The organism is Psychroflexus salis (assembly GCF_014640175.1).
Taxonomy (GTDB): Bacteria; Bacteroidota; Bacteroidia; order Flavobacteriales; family Flavobacteriaceae; genus Psychroflexus; species Psychroflexus salis.
This window is the reverse complement of the sequence record NZ_BMGL01000002.1, coordinates 1-16,830: the sequence shown is the minus strand read 5'-3', so window position 1 is coordinate 16,830 and position 16,830 is coordinate 1. Positions and strand designations below refer to the sequence as shown.

At 32.6% G+C, this 16,830-nt stretch carries 17 protein-coding genes and 1 pseudogene; 8 read left to right on the top strand and 10 right to left on the bottom strand.

Translation table 11 applies throughout. From position 1 onward, the window contains the following. The first annotated feature begins 109 nt into the window (after nt 1-109). The 4 genes from IEV63_RS01290 (at nt 110) to IEV63_RS01275 (ending at nt 3,880) form a co-directional block, all read left to right on the top strand. Entirely contained in the window at nt 110-472 is a 363-nt protein-coding gene (locus tag IEV63_RS01290; protein ID WP_188404952.1) for a BlaI/MecI/CopY family transcriptional regulator, read from the top strand. Beyond that, nucleotides 472-2,118, top strand: coding sequence for a M56 family metallopeptidase (locus IEV63_RS01285; protein ID WP_188404951.1), 1,647 nt, complete (start codon nt 472-474; stop codon nt 2,116-2,118). The genes IEV63_RS01290 and IEV63_RS01285 overlap by 1 nt, the downstream gene beginning before the upstream one ends. Before the next feature lie 101 nt (nt 2,119-2,219). Beyond that, the gene (locus IEV63_RS01280) at nt 2,220-3,368 is read left to right on the top strand and encodes a tetratricopeptide repeat protein (protein ID WP_188404950.1); all 1,149 of its coding nucleotides are present in this window, start codon (nt 2,220-2,222) and stop codon (nt 3,366-3,368) included. 44 nt (nt 3,369-3,412) lie between these two features. Beyond that, nucleotides 3,413-3,880 (top strand): hypothetical protein, encoded by a 468-nt coding sequence (locus IEV63_RS01275; RefSeq protein ID WP_188404949.1) that lies wholly within the window; start codon nt 3,413-3,415, stop codon nt 3,878-3,880. On the opposite strand, the gene IEV63_RS01270 is transcribed toward IEV63_RS01275, so the two are convergent. From IEV63_RS01270 to IEV63_RS01260, 3 genes are read right to left on the bottom strand one after another with little or no spacing between them, the layout of a single operon-like run. Beyond that, a complete protein-coding gene (locus IEV63_RS01270; RefSeq protein WP_188404948.1) occupies nt 3,864-4,730 on the bottom strand; it encodes a hypothetical protein in 867 nt (288 codons plus the stop codon). The genes IEV63_RS01275 and IEV63_RS01270 overlap by 17 nt on opposite strands. Continuing rightward, on the bottom strand, nt 4,706-5,788 hold the full coding sequence (locus IEV63_RS01265; RefSeq protein ID WP_188404947.1) for a glycosyltransferase: 1,083 nt from the start codon (nt 5,786-5,788) through the stop codon (nt 4,706-4,708). The genes IEV63_RS01270 and IEV63_RS01265 overlap by 25 nt, the downstream gene beginning before the upstream one ends. 32 nt (nt 5,789-5,820) lie before the next feature. Continuing rightward, on the bottom strand, nt 5,821-6,507 hold the full coding sequence (locus IEV63_RS01260) for a hypothetical protein (RefSeq protein ID WP_188404946.1): 687 nt from the start codon (nt 6,505-6,507) through the stop codon (nt 5,821-5,823). A 299-nt stretch (nt 6,508-6,806) separates the two neighbouring features. On the opposite strand from IEV63_RS01260, the gene ruvC reads away from it, so the two are divergent. Then, nucleotides 6,807-7,361, top strand: coding sequence for a crossover junction endodeoxyribonuclease RuvC (gene ruvC, locus IEV63_RS01255; protein WP_188404945.1), 555 nt, complete (start codon nt 6,807-6,809; stop codon nt 7,359-7,361). On the opposite strand, the gene IEV63_RS01250 is transcribed toward ruvC, so the two are convergent. From IEV63_RS01250 to radC, 4 genes are read right to left on the bottom strand one after another with little or no spacing between them, the layout of a single operon-like run. Further along, nucleotides 7,358-8,140: a hypothetical protein gene (locus IEV63_RS01250; protein ID WP_188404944.1), complete on the bottom strand. Its 783-nt coding sequence runs from the start codon at nt 8,138-8,140 to the stop codon at nt 7,358-7,360. The two genes, ruvC and IEV63_RS01250, sit on opposite strands and share 4 nt — an antisense overlap. Then, a complete protein-coding gene (locus IEV63_RS01245) occupies nt 8,140-8,814 on the bottom strand; it encodes a YjjG family noncanonical pyrimidine nucleotidase (protein WP_188404943.1) in 675 nt (224 codons plus the stop codon). Before IEV63_RS01245 ends, IEV63_RS01250 begins: the two co-directional genes overlap by 1 nt. Beyond that, nucleotides 8,801-10,090, bottom strand: a complete 1,290-nt coding sequence (locus IEV63_RS01240; RefSeq protein ID WP_188404942.1) for a polysaccharide deacetylase family protein — start codon at nt 10,088-10,090, stop codon at nt 8,801-8,803. Before IEV63_RS01240 ends, IEV63_RS01245 begins: the two co-directional genes overlap by 14 nt. Nucleotides 10,091-10,141: 51 nt before the next feature. Then, nucleotides 10,142-10,840, bottom strand: coding sequence for a RadC family protein (gene radC, locus IEV63_RS01235; protein WP_188404941.1), 699 nt, complete (start codon nt 10,838-10,840; stop codon nt 10,142-10,144). Between the two features lie 34 nt (nt 10,841-10,874). On the opposite strand from radC, the gene IEV63_RS01230 reads away from it, so the two are divergent. Together IEV63_RS01230 and IEV63_RS01225 are read left to right on the top strand one after the other, a co-directional pair. Further along, the gene (locus IEV63_RS01230; RefSeq protein ID WP_188404940.1) at nt 10,875-11,495 is read left to right on the top strand and encodes an FMN-binding negative transcriptional regulator; all 621 of its coding nucleotides are present in this window, start codon (nt 10,875-10,877) and stop codon (nt 11,493-11,495) included. Between the two features lie 45 nt (nt 11,496-11,540). After that, entirely contained in the window at nt 11,541-12,278 is a 738-nt protein-coding gene (locus IEV63_RS01225; RefSeq protein WP_188404939.1) for a hypothetical protein, read from the top strand. A gap of 1 nt (nt 12,279) precedes the next feature. Here IEV63_RS01225 and IEV63_RS01220 read toward each other — a convergent pair whose 3' ends face one another. Further along, nucleotides 12,280-13,281 (bottom strand): metal-dependent hydrolase, encoded by a 1,002-nt coding sequence (locus IEV63_RS01220; protein ID WP_188404938.1) that lies wholly within the window; start codon nt 13,279-13,281, stop codon nt 12,280-12,282. Nucleotides 13,282-13,450: 169 nt separating this feature from the next. On the opposite strand from IEV63_RS01220, the gene IEV63_RS01215 reads away from it, so the two are divergent. After that, nucleotides 13,451-15,427: an alpha-ketoacid dehydrogenase subunit alpha/beta gene (locus tag IEV63_RS01215; protein ID WP_188404937.1), complete on the top strand. Its 1,977-nt coding sequence runs from the start codon at nt 13,451-13,453 to the stop codon at nt 15,425-15,427. 340 nt (nt 15,428-15,767) lie between these two features. Here IEV63_RS01215 and IEV63_RS01210 read toward each other — a convergent pair whose 3' ends face one another. Together IEV63_RS01210 and IEV63_RS13170 are read right to left on the bottom strand one after the other, a co-directional pair. Beyond that, the gene (locus tag IEV63_RS01210; protein ID WP_188404936.1) at nt 15,768-16,628 is read right to left on the bottom strand and encodes an aldo/keto reductase; all 861 of its coding nucleotides are present in this window, start codon (nt 16,626-16,628) and stop codon (nt 15,768-15,770) included. A gap of 92 nt (nt 16,629-16,720) precedes the next feature. Next, nucleotides 16,721-16,830: pseudogene (locus IEV63_RS13170) on the bottom strand (IS982 family transposase); the annotation flags it as partial.

Below are 16,830 nucleotides of genomic sequence, written 5' to 3'. Positions count from 1 at the left end.
ATAGTATTTGTTGAAGAATTAAGAGCAACTGCACATCAATATTATTTTTTAACTAAAAACTTAGTTTAAACTAAATGTTTAGTTATATTTGAAGAAACAAAACTTAACAATGAAGGAATTAACTAAGGCAGAAGAAGAAGTAATGCAATATGTTTGGAAGCTAAAAAAAGCCAAAGTAGCCGATATTATTGAGCATATGTCGAGTCCAAAGCCTGCATATAATACGGTTTCTACTATTATTCGAATTTTGGAGCAAAAAGGCTTTGTAGGTTACCAAAAACAAGGTCGTGGACATGTATATTTCCCAAAAGTAGCCCAAGCACAATACAAAGATGAAAGCATGAAAAAGCTCATTAATAATTACTTTGAAGGTTCATTTTCTTCGATGGTTTCTTTTTTTATGAAGAAAAACGATTTGCGCCTATCCGATTTGGAACAGATTATGAAAGACTTGAACAAAAACAAAGACTAATGTCTATACTTTTTCAAATAGTATTGTATCAAAGTCTCTTTCTATTGGCTTATCAACTTATTAAGAAAGAATCTTTTTTTCAATTGAATCGCTTTTACTTATTAGGTAGCTTAATTGCTTCAATAGCATTACCTTTTGTAGAATTGAATTGGTTTCAATTCGATTTAGGTCAAGAAAACTTAAACAAGTTACAAAGTATTTATTTACCAGAAGTATTTGTGGGAGATGCGCAAACATCGTCAACTACATTTCGGGAAAAAGCTTCAACTTTATACGTATCTTTTTTAGAAAACATGTATATTGTAGGGTTTTCAGTGGCATTAAGTTTACTCTACCTTAAAATTGAAACGCTAATTCAACTTATTCAAGAAAATGTATCTGCATCTGAAAAGAATTTCAAAATAGTAAGTGTAAAACAAAGCAAAGAAGCCTTTAGTTTTTATCACTATGTTTTTTTAGGTACGGCAATGGAAGCCGAAGAGCGAAAGGCAATCTTACTGCATGAGCAACAACATGTTCGACTTAAGCACAGTATAGACAACAGTTTACTAGCTTTAATAAGAACCGTTTTTTGGTTTAATCCACTACTCTATTTTTACCAGAAAGAATTACAACTTATACATGAATACCAGGCCGATGAAAGAGTTTGTAGAGAATTAAACCCTAAAACATACGCCTGGCAATTACTCAACACCGCATTCCAAACCAACAACATGGGCTTAATGAGCTCGTTTTACAATAAATCATTCATTAAAAACAGAATTATGATGTTACAAAAAAAAGAATCGAATAAAATGGCCTTACTAAAATATGCCATCCTAACGCCTATACTTGTTGTATTGGTAGGCTTTAGCTCCATTGCTCAAGAAAACTTACCAAAGGACGAGCAAGCGCTTTTAGAAAAGTATAAAAAGGAAATAACTGAATTAGTCGAAAAACAAGACATGTCTGTTTATTACGATTATACCATAAACGCAAATAAAGATGAAAAAGGAGTTTTAACCAAAAAAGGTTTTTACAAAATGAAAGCCTTTGCTACACTTGCTTATGAAAACGGCATGAGTCCAAATGAAAAAGTTGACCAAGCTTTTATTAAAAAAAGTTATGCTGAATACCGTGAAGAAATGAATAAAAAGAAAGTGGTAATGATGGATAGCAGAAAAATTGAAACCCAAACCGAATTCGATACGGATGTCCCATTTGCCGCAGTAGATCGCGTACCTGTTTATCCGGGATGCGATGAAAATTTAAGCAATCAAGAATTAAGAAATTGCATGTCTAAAAATATTCAAGAGCACATCAATAAAAATTTTGATACTTCTATAATTGAAAAGCTAAGAACAGATAAAGAAACTGAAAATAAATTAGATGAAAAATTAAAAGAATTGTCTTCTCTGGTTTCAAAAGTAGATTTAGAAAGAAAAACACGAATTTATGTTCGTTTTACCATTTCCAAAAATGGAGAAATCGCAAATGTAGAAGCCCGTTCTGCTCATCCTGACCTATCGAAAGCTAGCGAAGATGCGGTAAAAAGTTTACCTAAAATGAAGCCTGGCATGCATAAGGAAGAAAATGTAAATGTAATTTATACTTTGCCTATTACACTTTTAATTCCCGAGAAAGAAGAGAATGAAGAAGAGAAATAAACTGTTGATTTGGGATTGTTGATTTATGATTTCAGATTTGGGATTTAGGATTTTGATTGTATGGGCGCTTTGCAGTAAAAAACAATTTTAATAAATATGCTATGAAAAACATTCTTCACTTATTACTGATTTTACTACTTATAAACATGAGTACAGCTCAAACCAAAAGCTTAGATTCTTTAATGGCTGCAGGCGAATTTGCTAAGGTGATTCAAATAGCTAATGCTTCAACTAAAAACCTTAATAAAAAAGAAACATTTTTGGTAGCTAAAGCTTATCTAGGTGTGGGAAATGCTAAAAAAGCAAGTGAAGTGTATCAAAAAAATCTATCAGAAGGCGATGCTTTACAGCATTATTATTCCTACGGAAAACTCCTGCTTCAACAAAATAATGCTCAACAAGCCGATTCTATTTTTAACTATCTTCGAACAGAAAATCCGAAAAATGCTGAATATGCATATCGATCTGCTTTAGCCAAACAAAAATTAGGAAGTGAAGACTTCAAAAAAACTTTATACCAAGCTTACGATTTACAAAAAGATCATTTATTGGTGGTATACGAGTTGGCTAAAGAAGAGCTTAAACAAAAAAATTACGCAGTGGCAAATCGCATTGCTTCTCAAGGTTTATGGTCTAACCCAGAAAATGCGAGTTTACTTTCTATACAAGGTCAAGCTTTATATGCTCGTGGAAAATGGGAAGAAAGCATTGCTAGCTTTTTAAAACTGAAAAAAATCTCTGATGTACCGCTTTTTGTTGAAAAACGTTTGGCGAAAGCTTATGTAAAACTTAGGGCTTATGCTGAAGCTTTAAAACATTATGAAATTTATATACAAAGAGACCCCACAGATTATACCATATTAGAAGATGCTGCAGAAGTAGCAACTTTTTGCGGAGAAATAGACAAAGCACAAGTTTATATTTCGCAAGCTTTTGCTTTAAAAGATGTAAGTCGAGCAAGGCAATATTATATTTTTGCTACCGTATTTTTACAAAAGGAAGATTACGAACGTGCCATTGGTATGTTTACGCAATGCATTAAAGAAGATCCAAATCATGAAAAAGCCACTTATGGTTTGGCCAATGCTAAAGACCGATTTTATGCCGATGACCAAAAAATTCTCGATGCCTACCAATTGTATATGGATAATTTTCCAAAAGGGAATTATTATAATTTAGCAGATTACCGAGTTAAAGAACTACGAAAAGAAATTTTTATGACTGGAAACACTTCAACTAAAAAAGACTGATTATAGAAAGAATTCACTTTTTAAAAATTCATTACTTTTGAAGCGTGAATACTAAACTATATTTTTTGCTAATCGCTGCTTTAATTTTTTCAGCCTGCTCTAAAGAGCAATTGAAAAAAAAAGATGTTGAGCAGTTGATTGAACAGGAAATGAAAGGCATTTCGTTTCACGAAGTAGACATTTACCCCAATTTTACAACTTGTACAACTTCTGAAAATAAAACAGTAACCAAATCTTGTTTTATTGAAACATTACATGAAAAATTGGTTGTTTTTTGGGAAGAAAACGAAATTAATCAACATTATTGTGAACTTACAATAGAAGTAAGCAACCAAGGAAATTTAACAGTTTTAGCCGTAAAGGATGCTAATGCAGCATCAGTTGAAAATTTAAAGCTTCAACTAAACGATTTCTTAGCAAAAAAACTTCCTGAAATAAATCCTGCACAAAAACAAGGCGTACCCGTACATTGCAAGTTTGTGTTACCTATAAAAATTACAAACGAAACTTAACACCAGCGCGTAAGTCTACCGAAAAATCATCTCGCGTATCTTCTCCAAATTTGTAAATATTTGAATAATTTAGCGTAAGGAAAGTTTCATTAAATAACCTTATTGCCATACCTGCGCCAATACCTAAAGGCGTGTTTAAAGCCGTATAACTTTCACTGATTTCGGTGGGCACATCATTATTATCTAACTCCAAAAAGGTTTCATCATAACTACCAAAGCTTATTAATTCTGCTTCTGCATAAAAGTGAAAAATACGGGTATCGATAATTTTAAATCGGTAACCAATCATCATTTCAGTAATATCTAATTCAAAATCATCGGTAGGAAAACTTTTTCTTAGCTGAAGTAGTAAGGAGTTTCTAGGGTAATCTTCTTCACTGTATAATTCTGCTTCAATTCCAGCAAATGGTATTTGGTTGTCATCTTCTGACCGAAACATTATAAAATTACTTTGTCCACCCCATAAACCTAAACGCACATGCACATTAGATTTCGAATCCATAGCATCTTCTCCTCCATAATTGTATTTTAAAACTATCATAGACAAGTCACGCCTTGTAAAGTCGAGTTTGCGGGTATTTAAATCGATAGATGCTGTATATTCATCGATTTTTTCACGGTAATTTTCTTTAGTAAGCTCCACAAGTTGATCATCTTTTTTAAGAAAGTAACGATAATCTCTTGTAGAACGTTCGGTTAGTAAACTTAGCTCACCTTCTTCTTCAACGTAAAGCAATAAAGATTCGCCATTAACTTGATATTCTTTTTGAGAAAATCCAGAAAATCCAAGCAGTAAAAAAAATAGAATTACACTAATTTTTTGGGTTAAAGATATGTTCTTTGTTTCCATGTAAATTTAGAATTTAATAAATATCCAAAAAAGTAGACAATTCCAACTGGATAAAACAAATTTGCTATTAAAAAATCTGTTACACAAAATGGAAGTTTCATTTTTTTTGCTAATTCAAATGTAAGAAAAAAATCAATGCTAATTTTTATAAGTAGGCACGCAATAAAAAGCGTAAAATACGCTGTTGAAAAAAAATTAAATATCATCAAAAATAGCAATGAAAAATTTGTACTCAATAAAAGTAAACTCAAAAATTTTTGAGAAACAGAACTAATTTGTTTTGTTTTATAGAACCAACGTTTACGTTGCTGAATAAAGGTTTTTGTTGTAGTCTCAGCTCGGGTTAAAACTAAATTTTCTTGCTGCAACACATAACCAATTTTTAATTTGGCCTTTCGCATTTTTTGAAGCAAAAAAACATCATCGCCACTAGCTAAATTTTCGTTACCAACAAAGCCATCGAGTTGATGAAAAACTTTTTTTTGATAGCAAAAATTTGCAGCATTACATAAAATAGGTTGACCAAGTTTAGCCATGGCAAAGGTAACCGCTTGCAATGCCATAAAATCGTAATACTGAAATTTTTCTAAAAATCGATTGGTTTTGCTAATAGCAACTCCTCCAATTACAGCTGCTACATCGTTTTCTTGTAAATAAGCATTATACGTGTTTAACCAATCTTGATGCACCAAACAATCTGCATCGGTAGTAAGTATAAATTCAAATTGAGCATGTTGAATACCAAGGTGAATCGCCGCTTTTTTACCCGATTTAGCTTCGGGTAAGTGAAGCAATTTAGTAGTTTTATTGAAACTTGTAAACTGCTTTATAATTTCAATTGAAGCGTCTGTAGAATGATCATTAACAAGCACAACTTCAAACAAAGCTTCTGGATAATGCAATGTTTCTAAACTGGTTAATAAGGTTTTTAAATTAGCTTCTTCGTTTCTAAACGCAATAACAATACTAAATCTTTTTTGAGATGTTTTTGATAATTCGAAATTGTTTTTTACGCTTATTAAACTGAAAAGCAAAACCAATAAGCTAAGCAAGTACATAAAAAAAATGAAGCTTATAAACCACATGAAAATTATAGTGTTACAGGTTTATGATAAGTATACCGGTAATTAAAACGAAGCATAAAAAAATTACCTAAAAGCGCTGGTAATGCAAAGTTTAATAGCCACATTAGAGCAGAAATTGCCAAAATAACGTAAGTTGAAACTCCTAAAAAACCAAACAGATAAATACCAATTCCTGCTTTTAACGCCGCGTCTAAAACAAATATGCTTGGTAAAAAAGAAACCACAAAATACATAAGAAATATGTAAGGCATTGCGCTTAAATAAGCAATATCCCAACCCAAAAACCAACCCAACAAATAGTATTGATGACTAAAAATAAAATACCTTAAGGATGAAAAAAATGCAACTTTTACAAAAGTATTCCAGTTTAATTGTAGGTTTAACTTTATGGAATGATATGTTTTATGTAGGTATTTTTTAAAGAATAATCCAAAAACTACTAAAAAAAAGAAAACTCCTATAAACCATTCAACATATTGAAAATTTACTAGCTTAATTATCTTTTGGTGTAAAATTAAAATGCCAACACCTCCAAACAAAATAGTGATCAGCATTTGTATAAAATTATTTGAAAAATTTAAACCTAAAATTCGTTTGCGGTATTTGGTTTCAAAAAAACTTAATTTCATAGCAAAATCTCCTACCCTATTAGGTGTAAAAACTCCAACTGCATGCGATATTAGAGTTTGCAAAGCTGCCGTTTGAAAAGTTATTTTAAAAACCTGCGTAACTAAAGTTTTCCATTTTAAAATTTCAAAAAACCAGTTCAAAATACTAAAAAGTAATAGTAAAGCTATAAAACAAAAAATATAGAGCTTATCGGCAGCTGTAAAATGTTCGAAAACAATGTAAAAACTAGATTGTTCTTGACGTATAACATGAAATATATACCCACTGCTAATAACTACTAATAAAACTTTAATTAGTAGTCTATAGTTTTGTTTAGATTTGTTGAAATTAAACATGTACAAATAAACAAATATTTAGGCAGTTGGCATCAGAAAAAATAATTTTAGGAATCGACCCGGGCACAACCATCATGGGATTTGGCATTATTAAAATAATTAATAAACAAATGGAGTTTGTACAGCTAAATGAATTGATGTTGAAAAAGTACACCGATCCTTACACTAAGCTTAAATTAATTTTTGAGCGCACTATAGAGCTTATCGACGAACATCATCCCGATGAGATTGCCATTGAAGCACCTTTTTTTGGCAAAAACGTACAGTCAATGTTAAAGCTTGGTAGAGCGCAGGGTGTAGCTATGGCCGCCGGCTTATCTAGACAAGTCCCAATTACAGAATATTTACCTAAAAAAATTAAAATGGCTATTACAGGTAATGGAAACGCCAGCAAGGAGCAAGTTGCCAAGATGCTTCAACAAATGCTTGGACTTAAATCTTTACCTAAAAATTTAGATTCTACCGATGGATTGGCCGCTGCAGTGTGTCATTTTTATAATTCTGGAAAACCAAACACACAAAAAAGTTATACAGGCTGGGATGCTTTTGTAAAACAAAATGAAAAAAGGGTAAAATCTTAATTTTTGTCCAAATCTGGTTTTTCTACCAAGGAATAAATCAAAATTTGTGGTTGCTTAGAAGTAATCGCTCTGTATTCTAATTCAAAGTTTCCATTTTCTTTTTCGGTCATCACTCCATTAATCTCGTCTGAATTATAAATAAACATGTTTGCTTCAATTGGAGTTAACTTGCCCAAGACTTGGCTTACATCTTGGTTATATATTTCAATTTCTTTTCCGTTTTTATAAAAATAAACTACACTGTCTAACACTTGGTACGCCGAGCTCTTCTGTTTTACTTCTGCGGTAAATAAGGCTTGTTTTTCTTCTTTAGTTAATCGATCCGTGTTGGTATTTAAACTAGCATTATCAATTTTAAGATTAGCTTTTTCAATAGCTAAAAAAGCTTCACGAATGGCTTCTTGATACGCAGTCTTTAAATTTTCGCTATTCGATTTTCCACGGCTACCCAAGACAATTTTGTTTTGGCAGTCGTATAGTTTTATGGTTACGTAATAATGCGTAATTGCAAACTCTTTTTCTAAATCTACTCTTAAACCTTTACAAGCATTTGCTTTGTATTCTTCTGGAAGTGTTTCTTTATCCATAAATACATCAAAGCCTTCTTCTTTAAATAAATACCTTAAAAGCGAATTGATTTGGTATTCATTTTCCTTAGTTTGAAACTCGTATTGTGTAGGAATAACATAATAATCGAAGTATTCAAAAACACCTTGCTGTGCAGATAATTGAGAAAAACTCAATATACAAAACAGCGCAAAACAGCGTAATATATTCATTATAAATATTTTTTTAACTCTAGTAATTGCTCAACTCGTTTTCCTTTAAAAGTAGTGTCGTTTCCAAAATAAATAGCATCCATACCAACATCTAAAGCACCAAAAATATCGGCTTCTAAATTGTCGCCAATCATTATGCTTTCTTGCGTAGTTGCTTTTGCCTTTTGAAGCGCGTGCTGAAATACTTTAGGATGTGGCTTTTTAAGCATTACATCTTCTGAAGTGGTAGTGGTTAAAAAATAATTTGAAATACCAGAATTGTACATTTTTTTGTATTGTACTTCTTCAAAACCATTGGTGATGATATGCAAATGGTATTTGGCCTTTAAGTAATTTAAAATTTCTAAGCTGCCATCAAACAAATGTTTTTGCTCGCTTAGTCGCAAAATATAAAGTTCGGCTATGGTATTTATTAAATGATCGGTAGCTTTAAACTGTACACTATCAAAAGCTTCTTTTAAACGTTGGTAACGTAATTCTTCCTTGGTAATTTCATTTAAGCGATAACGTTTCCAATATTTTAAATTAATCGGTATGTAGTTATGCAAAAATTCTTCAACAGAAAAAGGAACTGTATGTTCTGTAAAAATAGACTCAAAACTCAAAGCAGAATTTTTTTCAAAATCCCATAAAGTATGGTCTAAATCAAAAAAAACATGTTTAATCTGTGGCATGTAATTGTATTATAAATTCTTTTGTTTTTGTAAATTGTTCGGATTTGAAATCTTCATTTTCAAAATTAAGATTAAAACTCCCATTAACAGCCTGTAAATCTGATTTAATTTTGGTTAATTTTTCTTGAATTTCATGACTTTGTTTGTTTCTTAAAATTGAACTATGCAAAGCAAAAGGATGAATTTTTAATGGCGTAACTTCTTCTGCATTTAGGTTATAAAATAAAAAAGGCGTACAACTTCCTGCTCTAAAACCAAGCTCATCTGCATACCCCATAGAATAGTCTTCTTTTATAAGTGCTTTTTCGAAATTAATGTAAGACTCTGGAAAGGATAAGGGGAATTTTTTTACTAAAACCCGTTTAACTTCCTGTTTAGCAATTTCTTTCCAACGTTTTTTCTCTTTTTGCAATTGTTCAGCTTCAAAAATTGCTGTTTTACCTGGCAAAAGTCCGGTTTCAAAATAATCGCCCATCGATTTTATTAAGTGCTGATAATGGGTTTTATGATGGTTTATATTTCTATTGTCTTTAGAAAAGTCGCTTAATTGAAAAAACATTTTAAGATTAAACTGATGTTTTTTAGCTAATTGAACAATTTTATCGTACACATCTAAGGGATCTTTAACCAAGCGCAATTGGGTTTTAATCTGCAACCAAGCTTGTGGTAAATTACCCGAAAGTAATTGTTTAAAAAAACCAACAAGTTGCCTTAATAAACCTTTGTACCTAAAAGCAAACGCTTCATGAACAGTCACTTGTAATTGAATCGTATAGGTTGATTGTGGAAATTCGATATTGGGATATTTTTCTTGCAAAACTTCTAAAAACTGGTAAGCCCATAAATCTACTACTGGCCGATGAAGAAATTTATATTTAAATGCTGTACTCTCTTCAACAGGAAAACCACCAGCTTTATTTTTTACAAAGGGCAAATACTCTTCATAACGAACTAATAAATAAAAAGATGCTGAAAAAATATCAAATGGGATGCTGCTTTCTTTAGAAACTTTAAAAAAACAGGGAATAGAATTCCAATCTTCTACTTTAATATCAAAATCACCAAAACCTTCTTCATCTAATAAACCAGCCGCTTCAACAAACAACTCTTGACCAAGTGGTTTTTTTGCATACGAAAATTTAACGCCTTGATACGAAATAAACTCTTCAATTTTAGTGGTAAATCGAACCCGAAAACCTAAAATTTGATAGCATACTTGCTTAAAACAATATTGTTTACGCGAAGTTCGCTGATTGGTAAAAACAAGAATTTCCATGAAACTTAATTGCTTAAATGGCGAATTTACGCATTTAAAACAAGAATATATTTATAAAACTCCCTCGTCTGCAAAGCTGTAATAACTCCTATCGGTTACAATTAAATGGTCTAGTAGTTTCAAATCTAAGGTGGAAGCTCCATTTTTAATTTGCTTTGTAATTTTTACATCTGCTTGACTGGGTTGTAAAGCTCCCGATGGGTGGTTGTGCACCAAAATTAAACTTACACTACCGAAAGCCAAAGCATTTTTAAAAAGCAAGCGTAAATCGACTAAAGTACCTGTAATTCCGCCTTTACTTAAAGCAAACTTATGTATTATTTTATTGGAATTATTTAATAGAATTATCCAAAATTCTTCATGGGGCAAATCGCCTAAAATGGGTTGCATAACTTCAAAAACACTTGTACTTGAACTAATTTTAGGCTGTTCGATGGCTTCTTCTCCGCGACGTCTTCTGCCCAATTCTAAGGCTGCAACTATGCTAATGGCTTTTGCTTCACCAATGCCTTTATATTGCATTAACTGCTGCACATCTAACTTGGCTAATAAATTTATTTTGTGTGCATTATCTTTCAAAATTCGCTTACACAAACTTACAGCACTTTCGTTACGGCTACCCGAACCAATTAAAATGGCAACTAACTCTGCATCGCTTAAATTTTCTTTTCCTTTTAAAAGCAACTTTTCTCTAGGACGATCGCTCTCCGACCAATTTTTTATAGAAAAATACGCTGATGATGAAGACATTGATTAAGTTTTGTTAAATATAAAAAAATTACTTTTGTTTCAAAACTTAGATTTGAATTATCCAGCAGCACACTTTATAGAAAAAAATGAGCATTTAATTCACGAGCTCATTAATCATTTTCCCCTTGCAAATTTAATTACTTCGCAGCAAGATGAAATTTTTACATCGTATTTACCTTTTATTTGGGGAAATGCTAACGAATTAATTGGGCATTTAGATATTCAAAATCCACAAATTGCTACGCTAAATGAAGGTGAAAAAGTGAAATTGATTTTCAACGGACCAGAAAATTATATTTCGCCTTCACATTTTACCACCAACGAATTGCCAACATACAATTATTGTAAAGTAGAAGTAGAAGGTTTGCTTAAGCCTATTTCAAATGAAGCTTTAAAAAATGCTATTATTCAACTTACAACGCAATTAGAAGGCAAAGATGCGGCATACCAATTAACACAAAACGAAAAACGCTTGCATAGTTTAGTAAAGTATATTTTTGGTTTTAAAATTGAAGTTTTAGAAGTAAAAGGCCGATTTAAAATGAGCCAAGATAAATCTAAAAATCATCAAGAAATGGCGGTAAAAGTTTTAGCAGATGGTCTAAAAAAACGAAATGCAAACTTTATAAAACAGTATTGGAAACAGGCTGAGTAAATAAGCTAATTAATTTGTTAACTTTGTAGGTCTAAGAAACACATCATGAAACTTATTTATTCTATTTCATTTTTTATATTTTGTCTGTTTAACTTTCAAGTTAGCAATGCACAAACCGATAGTTTAGAGCAAAACCTAACCAAAATAAATGTAGATAACGAACAGGCTATACAGATCGATAATGCTGCTGTAATATTAGATAGTCTTGGTATAATAATTAACAACAAATTACAAAATTACAAACAAGAAGATTTAGATGTACATACAGCAAATATTGAAGTAAGCACAAACACAACTAACGAGTTTATTGAAAAAATTAAAGCTGAAATTCAAAAAACTCCGATACAATTTATCAATGTGCAACGCAGTGTAATTACAAATTTTAGTGAATCTGGCCCGGTTACGCAAGAAATGATTGAGCAATACAATACCTTAATTGATGGCTGGGAAAATTTAGATGAAGATGAACGCTATTTTAGAAAAATTGAATTGAACTACGTTGAAAATATTCACCAACGCATGACTTTTCAACAGCAGGTAAAAGCTAAAAAGTTACCTGGCTATTTGTATTTTGTGAAAAAACCAGAATTAAAAACAGAAATTAATTTTCAAGATTTAGAACGCTGGCGATTTAGCAGTGACTATGTAGTTTACATCAACAACATGCAAATTGAAAAAGGAATTTTATCGGCTAAAGATCCTAAAAAATTAAAAGGATATTACATTTTAAAATATTTAGTAAACGAAGAGCCTACGCACGAAGTATACTTATTTACCAAATAAACTAATTTCCTAATATTCTACTCCAAAGGTCAGCCAACAACTTTTGTGCATCGCCTCTAGTTTTTGGAGTTTCTGTAATTGTTAAATGGGATGCATCTGCATTAAAAAGCTGATACGCAAAAACAAAATCGGTTTCGGTTGGTGAAGCACTTAGTAGGCCAAAACGCAAATCGTTGAATACAATTAGGTTTTTCTCAGTTTTTGAAACGGTAAACCAACCTTTGGTAATTTTTTTCAGTCTAAGAATATCGGGGTGTTTTTTAAATTGTCCCAGTAAATTTTCATTTTTAGCAAAACTTCTAAACTGTATAGGTTGCGAATCAAAAAAAGAATAATCTGCTAATAAAAACTCATTTTCTAACTTCACATTGGCATTCCATAAAATAGTATTAAAAGCAGAAGGGCGAACTTGTATAGCTTGGTAAGTAATCTGCTGTTCGTCTAAAGCCTTCGTAAATTGATAATAAGCTATCCCTTTAAAAGCAAGAGTTAACATCAAATACAACGAACTAATTATTAAACCAATGGTATTTAATTTCCTGCGTTTAAAGCTAGTTTTGGGCAATCGCAAAGCAAAGATTAACAAAATTAAGAAAGGTAACGTATACAAAGGATCGATTACAAAAATGCTTTTAAAGGCCAAATTAATATCAAGCGGCCAAAATAATTGAGTTCCCCAAGTGGTAAATGCATCTAATAAAGGATGCGTAAATAAGCCCCAAAAAAACAATTTGGTCCAATCTTTCCTACTTGCCTTAGTTTCTATAATAGAAACCAGTTTGCCAAAAACCGGAGCGGCTAACATTGCAAATACAACCGAATGTGAAAAACCCCGATGCCATTCTATAGCCGTAAGTTCGTCTACAAAATAACCCGCTATTACATCTAAATCGGGTATTGTTCCTGCAATTGCTCCGTACAAAGCAGCTTTATTTCCTACTTTTTTCCCTAAAACAGCTTCTCCAACCGCTGCACCAAGAACAATTTGTGTTAATGAGTCCATTCCAGCAAAAATAAATGCTTAATTGGTTAAATTATTCAATATTAACAGGAGTTTTAGCTTGGATTAATCTCTGCTTTTTAAGCAGTTACGAAAAGGATATAGTTTGCTATTCAATTCAACTTAAAATTTCAGGAATTAATGTATTTTTGATACATTCTAAAATGCTTTTATGAATTTCGAATCAACTCAACTTACCCAAGAAAATTACCTCGATTTATACCAAGCCATCCTAAAACCTCGACTAATAGAAAACAAAATGTTAGTATTGCTCCGCCAAGGAAAAATTTCCAAATGGTTTTCAGGAATTGGACAAGAAGCCATCGCTGTTGGCGTTACCAAAGCCTTGCACAAAGATGAATATATCTTGCCTATGCATCGTAATTTGGGGGTCTTCACTTCCCGAGAAATTCCGTTGAATCGCTTGTTTTCGCAATGGCAAGGTAAAGCAAATGGCTTTACCAAAGGCCGCGACCGCAGTTTTCATTTTGGTACACAGGAATTCAAAATTGTGGGGATGATTTCGCATTTGGGACCACAATTGGGCGTTGCCGACGGAATTGCACTAGCGCATAAATTGCGTAAAGAACAAAAAATAACCGCCGTTTTTACTGGAGAAGGTGGCACGAGTGAAGGCGATTTTCATGAAGCCTTAAACATTGCTTCGGTTTGGCAATTGCCTGTTTTGTTTTGTGTAGAAAACAATGGCTACGGACTCTCTACTCCAACTAACGAGCAATTTAATTGCGAGCATATTGCCGATAAAGGAAAAGGTTACGGAATGGAAGCTCATATTATTGATGGCAACAATATTATTGAAGTTTTTGAAAAAGTAAGTGCTTTAGCAGAAGATGTTCGGAAAAACCCACGTCCTATTTTATTAGAATTTAAAACCTTTCGGCGTCGCGGTCATGAAGAAGCCAGCGGCACCAAATATGTTCCCGATGAATTGATGCAATATTGGAAAGAAAAGGATCCGGTTGCTAACTTTGAAGCTTTTTTAGAAGAAAAGAAAATGTTAAGTCCGCAAAAGAAAGCAAAAATTTCGAAAGAAATTATGGAAGAAATCAAGGCAAATTTAAAATTGGCTTTTGATGAAGCTCCAATTGAAGCTAATCTGGAAACTGAACTTAAGGATGTGTATCAGGTTTTTAATGAAGAAGAAATCAATCCCAATACTGAAACCAAAGAATTGCGTTTTGTTGATGCTATTTCGGAAGGCTTATTTCAATCCATGAAAAAGCACAAGGATTTAGTTATTATGGGGCAAGATGTGGCAGAATATGGCGGCGTTTTTAAAATAACAGAAGGATTTATTGAAGAATTTGGAAAAGAACGTGTTCGGAATACACCCATTTGCGAATCAGCAATAATTTCTGCAGCCATGGGTTTATCGATTAATCAAACCAAATCGGTAGTAGAATTGCAATTTGGCGATTTTGTAAGTTCTGGTTTTAATCCCATTGTAAACTATTTAGCCAAGGTACATTATCGCTGGAATCAAAATGCAGATGTAGTTTTACGAATGCCTTGTGGCGCTGGTGTAGGTGCAGGTCCATTTCATTCGCAAACTAACGAAGCTTGGTTTACCAAAACACCAGGTTTAAAAGTGGTTTATCCCGCTTTTCCAAGTGATGCTAAAGGTTTACTCGCTAGTGCCATCAACGACCCCAATCCGGTTTTGTTTTTCGAACACAAAGCCTTGTATAGAAGCATTCGCGAATATGTGCCCACCGATTATTTCACCTTACCTATCGGAAAAGCCAAATTACTAAAAAGCGGCATACAACTTAGCCTTATTACCTATGGAGCCGGTGTACATTGGGCTTTAGAGTTGGCAGAACAGCATCCAGAAATACAAATGGATATTTTAGATTTACGAAGTTTATGTCCTTTAGATGAAGAAGCTATTTTTGAAAGTGTACGTAAAACGGGCAAAGTAATCTTATTACAAGAAGACACTATTTTTGGCGGAATCATGTCTGATATTTCAGCCTTAATCAGCGAAAACTGTTTCGAAGATTTAGATGGACCCATTAAACGCCTAGGAAGTTTACCAACTCCTGTTCCATTTGCGGCTGCTTTAGAACAACAATTTTTAGCTAAAAATCAACTAGAAAAAGCTGTATTGGATTTGGTAGCGTATTAAATGTCAGGTCGAGTGTTTTCCCCGACTGTGAAGAAGGGAAAAAAGTATCGAGACCTTAATGTGATTGACGATTCTCGATTTAAAATTGCTGATTTAAAATTATTAAAATCAGGTTGAATGTCAGGTCGAGTCCCTGAAAATTTTGCAAATTTTATTTAATAATGAATGACGCTTAAAAGTTAGTTTATTATCAGATCGAGTGATTTCTGTTTGATCTTTTAAAAAAAATCAAACAAAAATTGTATAGAGATCCTGGTGATGAACGTCTATACAATTATTTATTTTGTCTTTTGGGTGACAAAATAAATAATCACTCAATTTGACATGGATTGCTGTTTAACTAATCCACTTGTTTCCCGCGAGCGGCTTCCCATAATACAAACCAATCTTGTAATTCTAGCTGAATTTTGGTTGATTCTTTAGCCGATTGAACCCGGTTTGAATTAGTTGTTCCCATAACAGGAATAATTTGGCTTGGGTGTTTATGTAACCATGCTAACAAGATTTGGTCTTCGGTAGCTTTATATTTTGTTGCCATTTTCTGTACCGACTTTTGCAATTTTGGAGTTATAGACTTAAAATAACTCCCCAACGGATTCCAGGCCATAGGCTGAATTTGATGGGTTTGCATATAATCCAACAATCCATTAGTTAAACTATCGGAATAGGTTAACGCAATTTGAATTTGGTTATAATCAATAGAAACTACTTTTTGAAGCAAGGCCATTTGCTGAATATTGAAATTAGAAACTCCAAAACCTTTAATCTTCCCTTGTTGAAGCAATTGTGCAACTGCTTTTTGAATTTCTGTTACTTGCATGAGCGGACTCGGCCGGTGTAACAAAAACACATCTAAATAATCCGTTTGCAAGTTTTGAAGTGACTGCTCCGCTGATTTCAAAATATAGGCTGCATCATATTGGTAATGCTTTGTTGCATTTTCTCTAAAATTTTCCATTTGTATTCCACATTTGGAAATCAATTGAAAAGAATCCCGTTGCAAATTCATTTCAGCTAAAGCCTTTCCAAATTCAGCTTCTGTAGTGTAACCGCCATAAATATCGGCATGGTCGAATGTGGAAACACCTAAATCTAGACAAACTTCAATTTGTTGTTGATAGGCTTTTGTAGCAAAATTGGCTCCCCATTTCCCCCAAGTCATGCAACCTTGAATAGGAGTGGAAATTTTTGTTTTGTTCATTTTTTGTTGGGCTAATAATTCGTTCAAAAGTAAGGCTTGCTAAGTTTACTTTTAAAATTTATAGGCTATTTTAGCTAATAACCTGAGTTCGATTAATCGAATATAGTTATTTGATTAGTATTCAATGCGTATTGGAAGTTAAGTGATGGTTTTTTGTCAAAAAATGAATACGCAATAAGCCCTGATAAAAGATTTGTAATAA

Bases quoted from the DNA above. Each gene is read 5' to 3' on its own strand.
- IEV63_RS01290 (WP_188404952.1), top strand. From the start codon at position 110: ATGAAGGAATTAACTAAGGCAGAAGAAGAAGTAATGCAATATGTTTGG.
- IEV63_RS01285 (WP_188404951.1), top strand. From the start codon at position 472: ATGTCTATACTTTTTCAAATAGTATTGTATCAAAGTCTCTTTCTATTG.
- IEV63_RS01280 (WP_188404950.1), top strand. From the start codon at position 2,220: ATGAAAAACATTCTTCACTTATTACTGATTTTACTACTTATAAACATG.
- IEV63_RS01270 (WP_188404948.1), bottom strand. From the start codon at position 4,730: ATGGAAACAAAGAACATATCTTTAACCCAAAAAATTAGTGTAATTCTA.
- IEV63_RS01265 (WP_188404947.1), bottom strand. From the start codon at position 5,788: ATGTACTTGCTTAGCTTATTGGTTTTGCTTTTCAGTTTAATAAGCGTA.
- IEV63_RS01250 (WP_188404944.1), bottom strand. From the start codon at position 8,140: ATGAATATATTACGCTGTTTTGCGCTGTTTTGTATATTGAGTTTTTCT.
- IEV63_RS01245 (WP_188404943.1), bottom strand. From the start codon at position 8,814: ATGCCACAGATTAAACATGTTTTTTTTGATTTAGACCATACTTTATGG.
- IEV63_RS01240 (WP_188404942.1), bottom strand. From the start codon at position 10,090: ATGGAAATTCTTGTTTTTACCAATCAGCGAACTTCGCGTAAACAATAT.
- radC (WP_188404941.1), bottom strand. From the start codon at position 10,840: ATGTCTTCATCATCAGCGTATTTTTCTATAAAAAATTGGTCGGAGAGC.
- IEV63_RS01225 (WP_188404939.1), top strand. From the start codon at position 11,541: ATGAAACTTATTTATTCTATTTCATTTTTTATATTTTGTCTGTTTAAC.
- IEV63_RS01220 (WP_188404938.1), bottom strand. From the start codon at position 13,281: ATGGACTCATTAACACAAATTGTTCTTGGTGCAGCGGTTGGAGAAGCT.
- IEV63_RS01215 (WP_188404937.1), top strand. From the start codon at position 13,451: ATGAATTTCGAATCAACTCAACTTACCCAAGAAAATTACCTCGATTTA.
- IEV63_RS01210 (WP_188404936.1), bottom strand. From the start codon at position 16,628: ATGAACAAAACAAAAATTTCCACTCCTATTCAAGGTTGCATGACTTGG.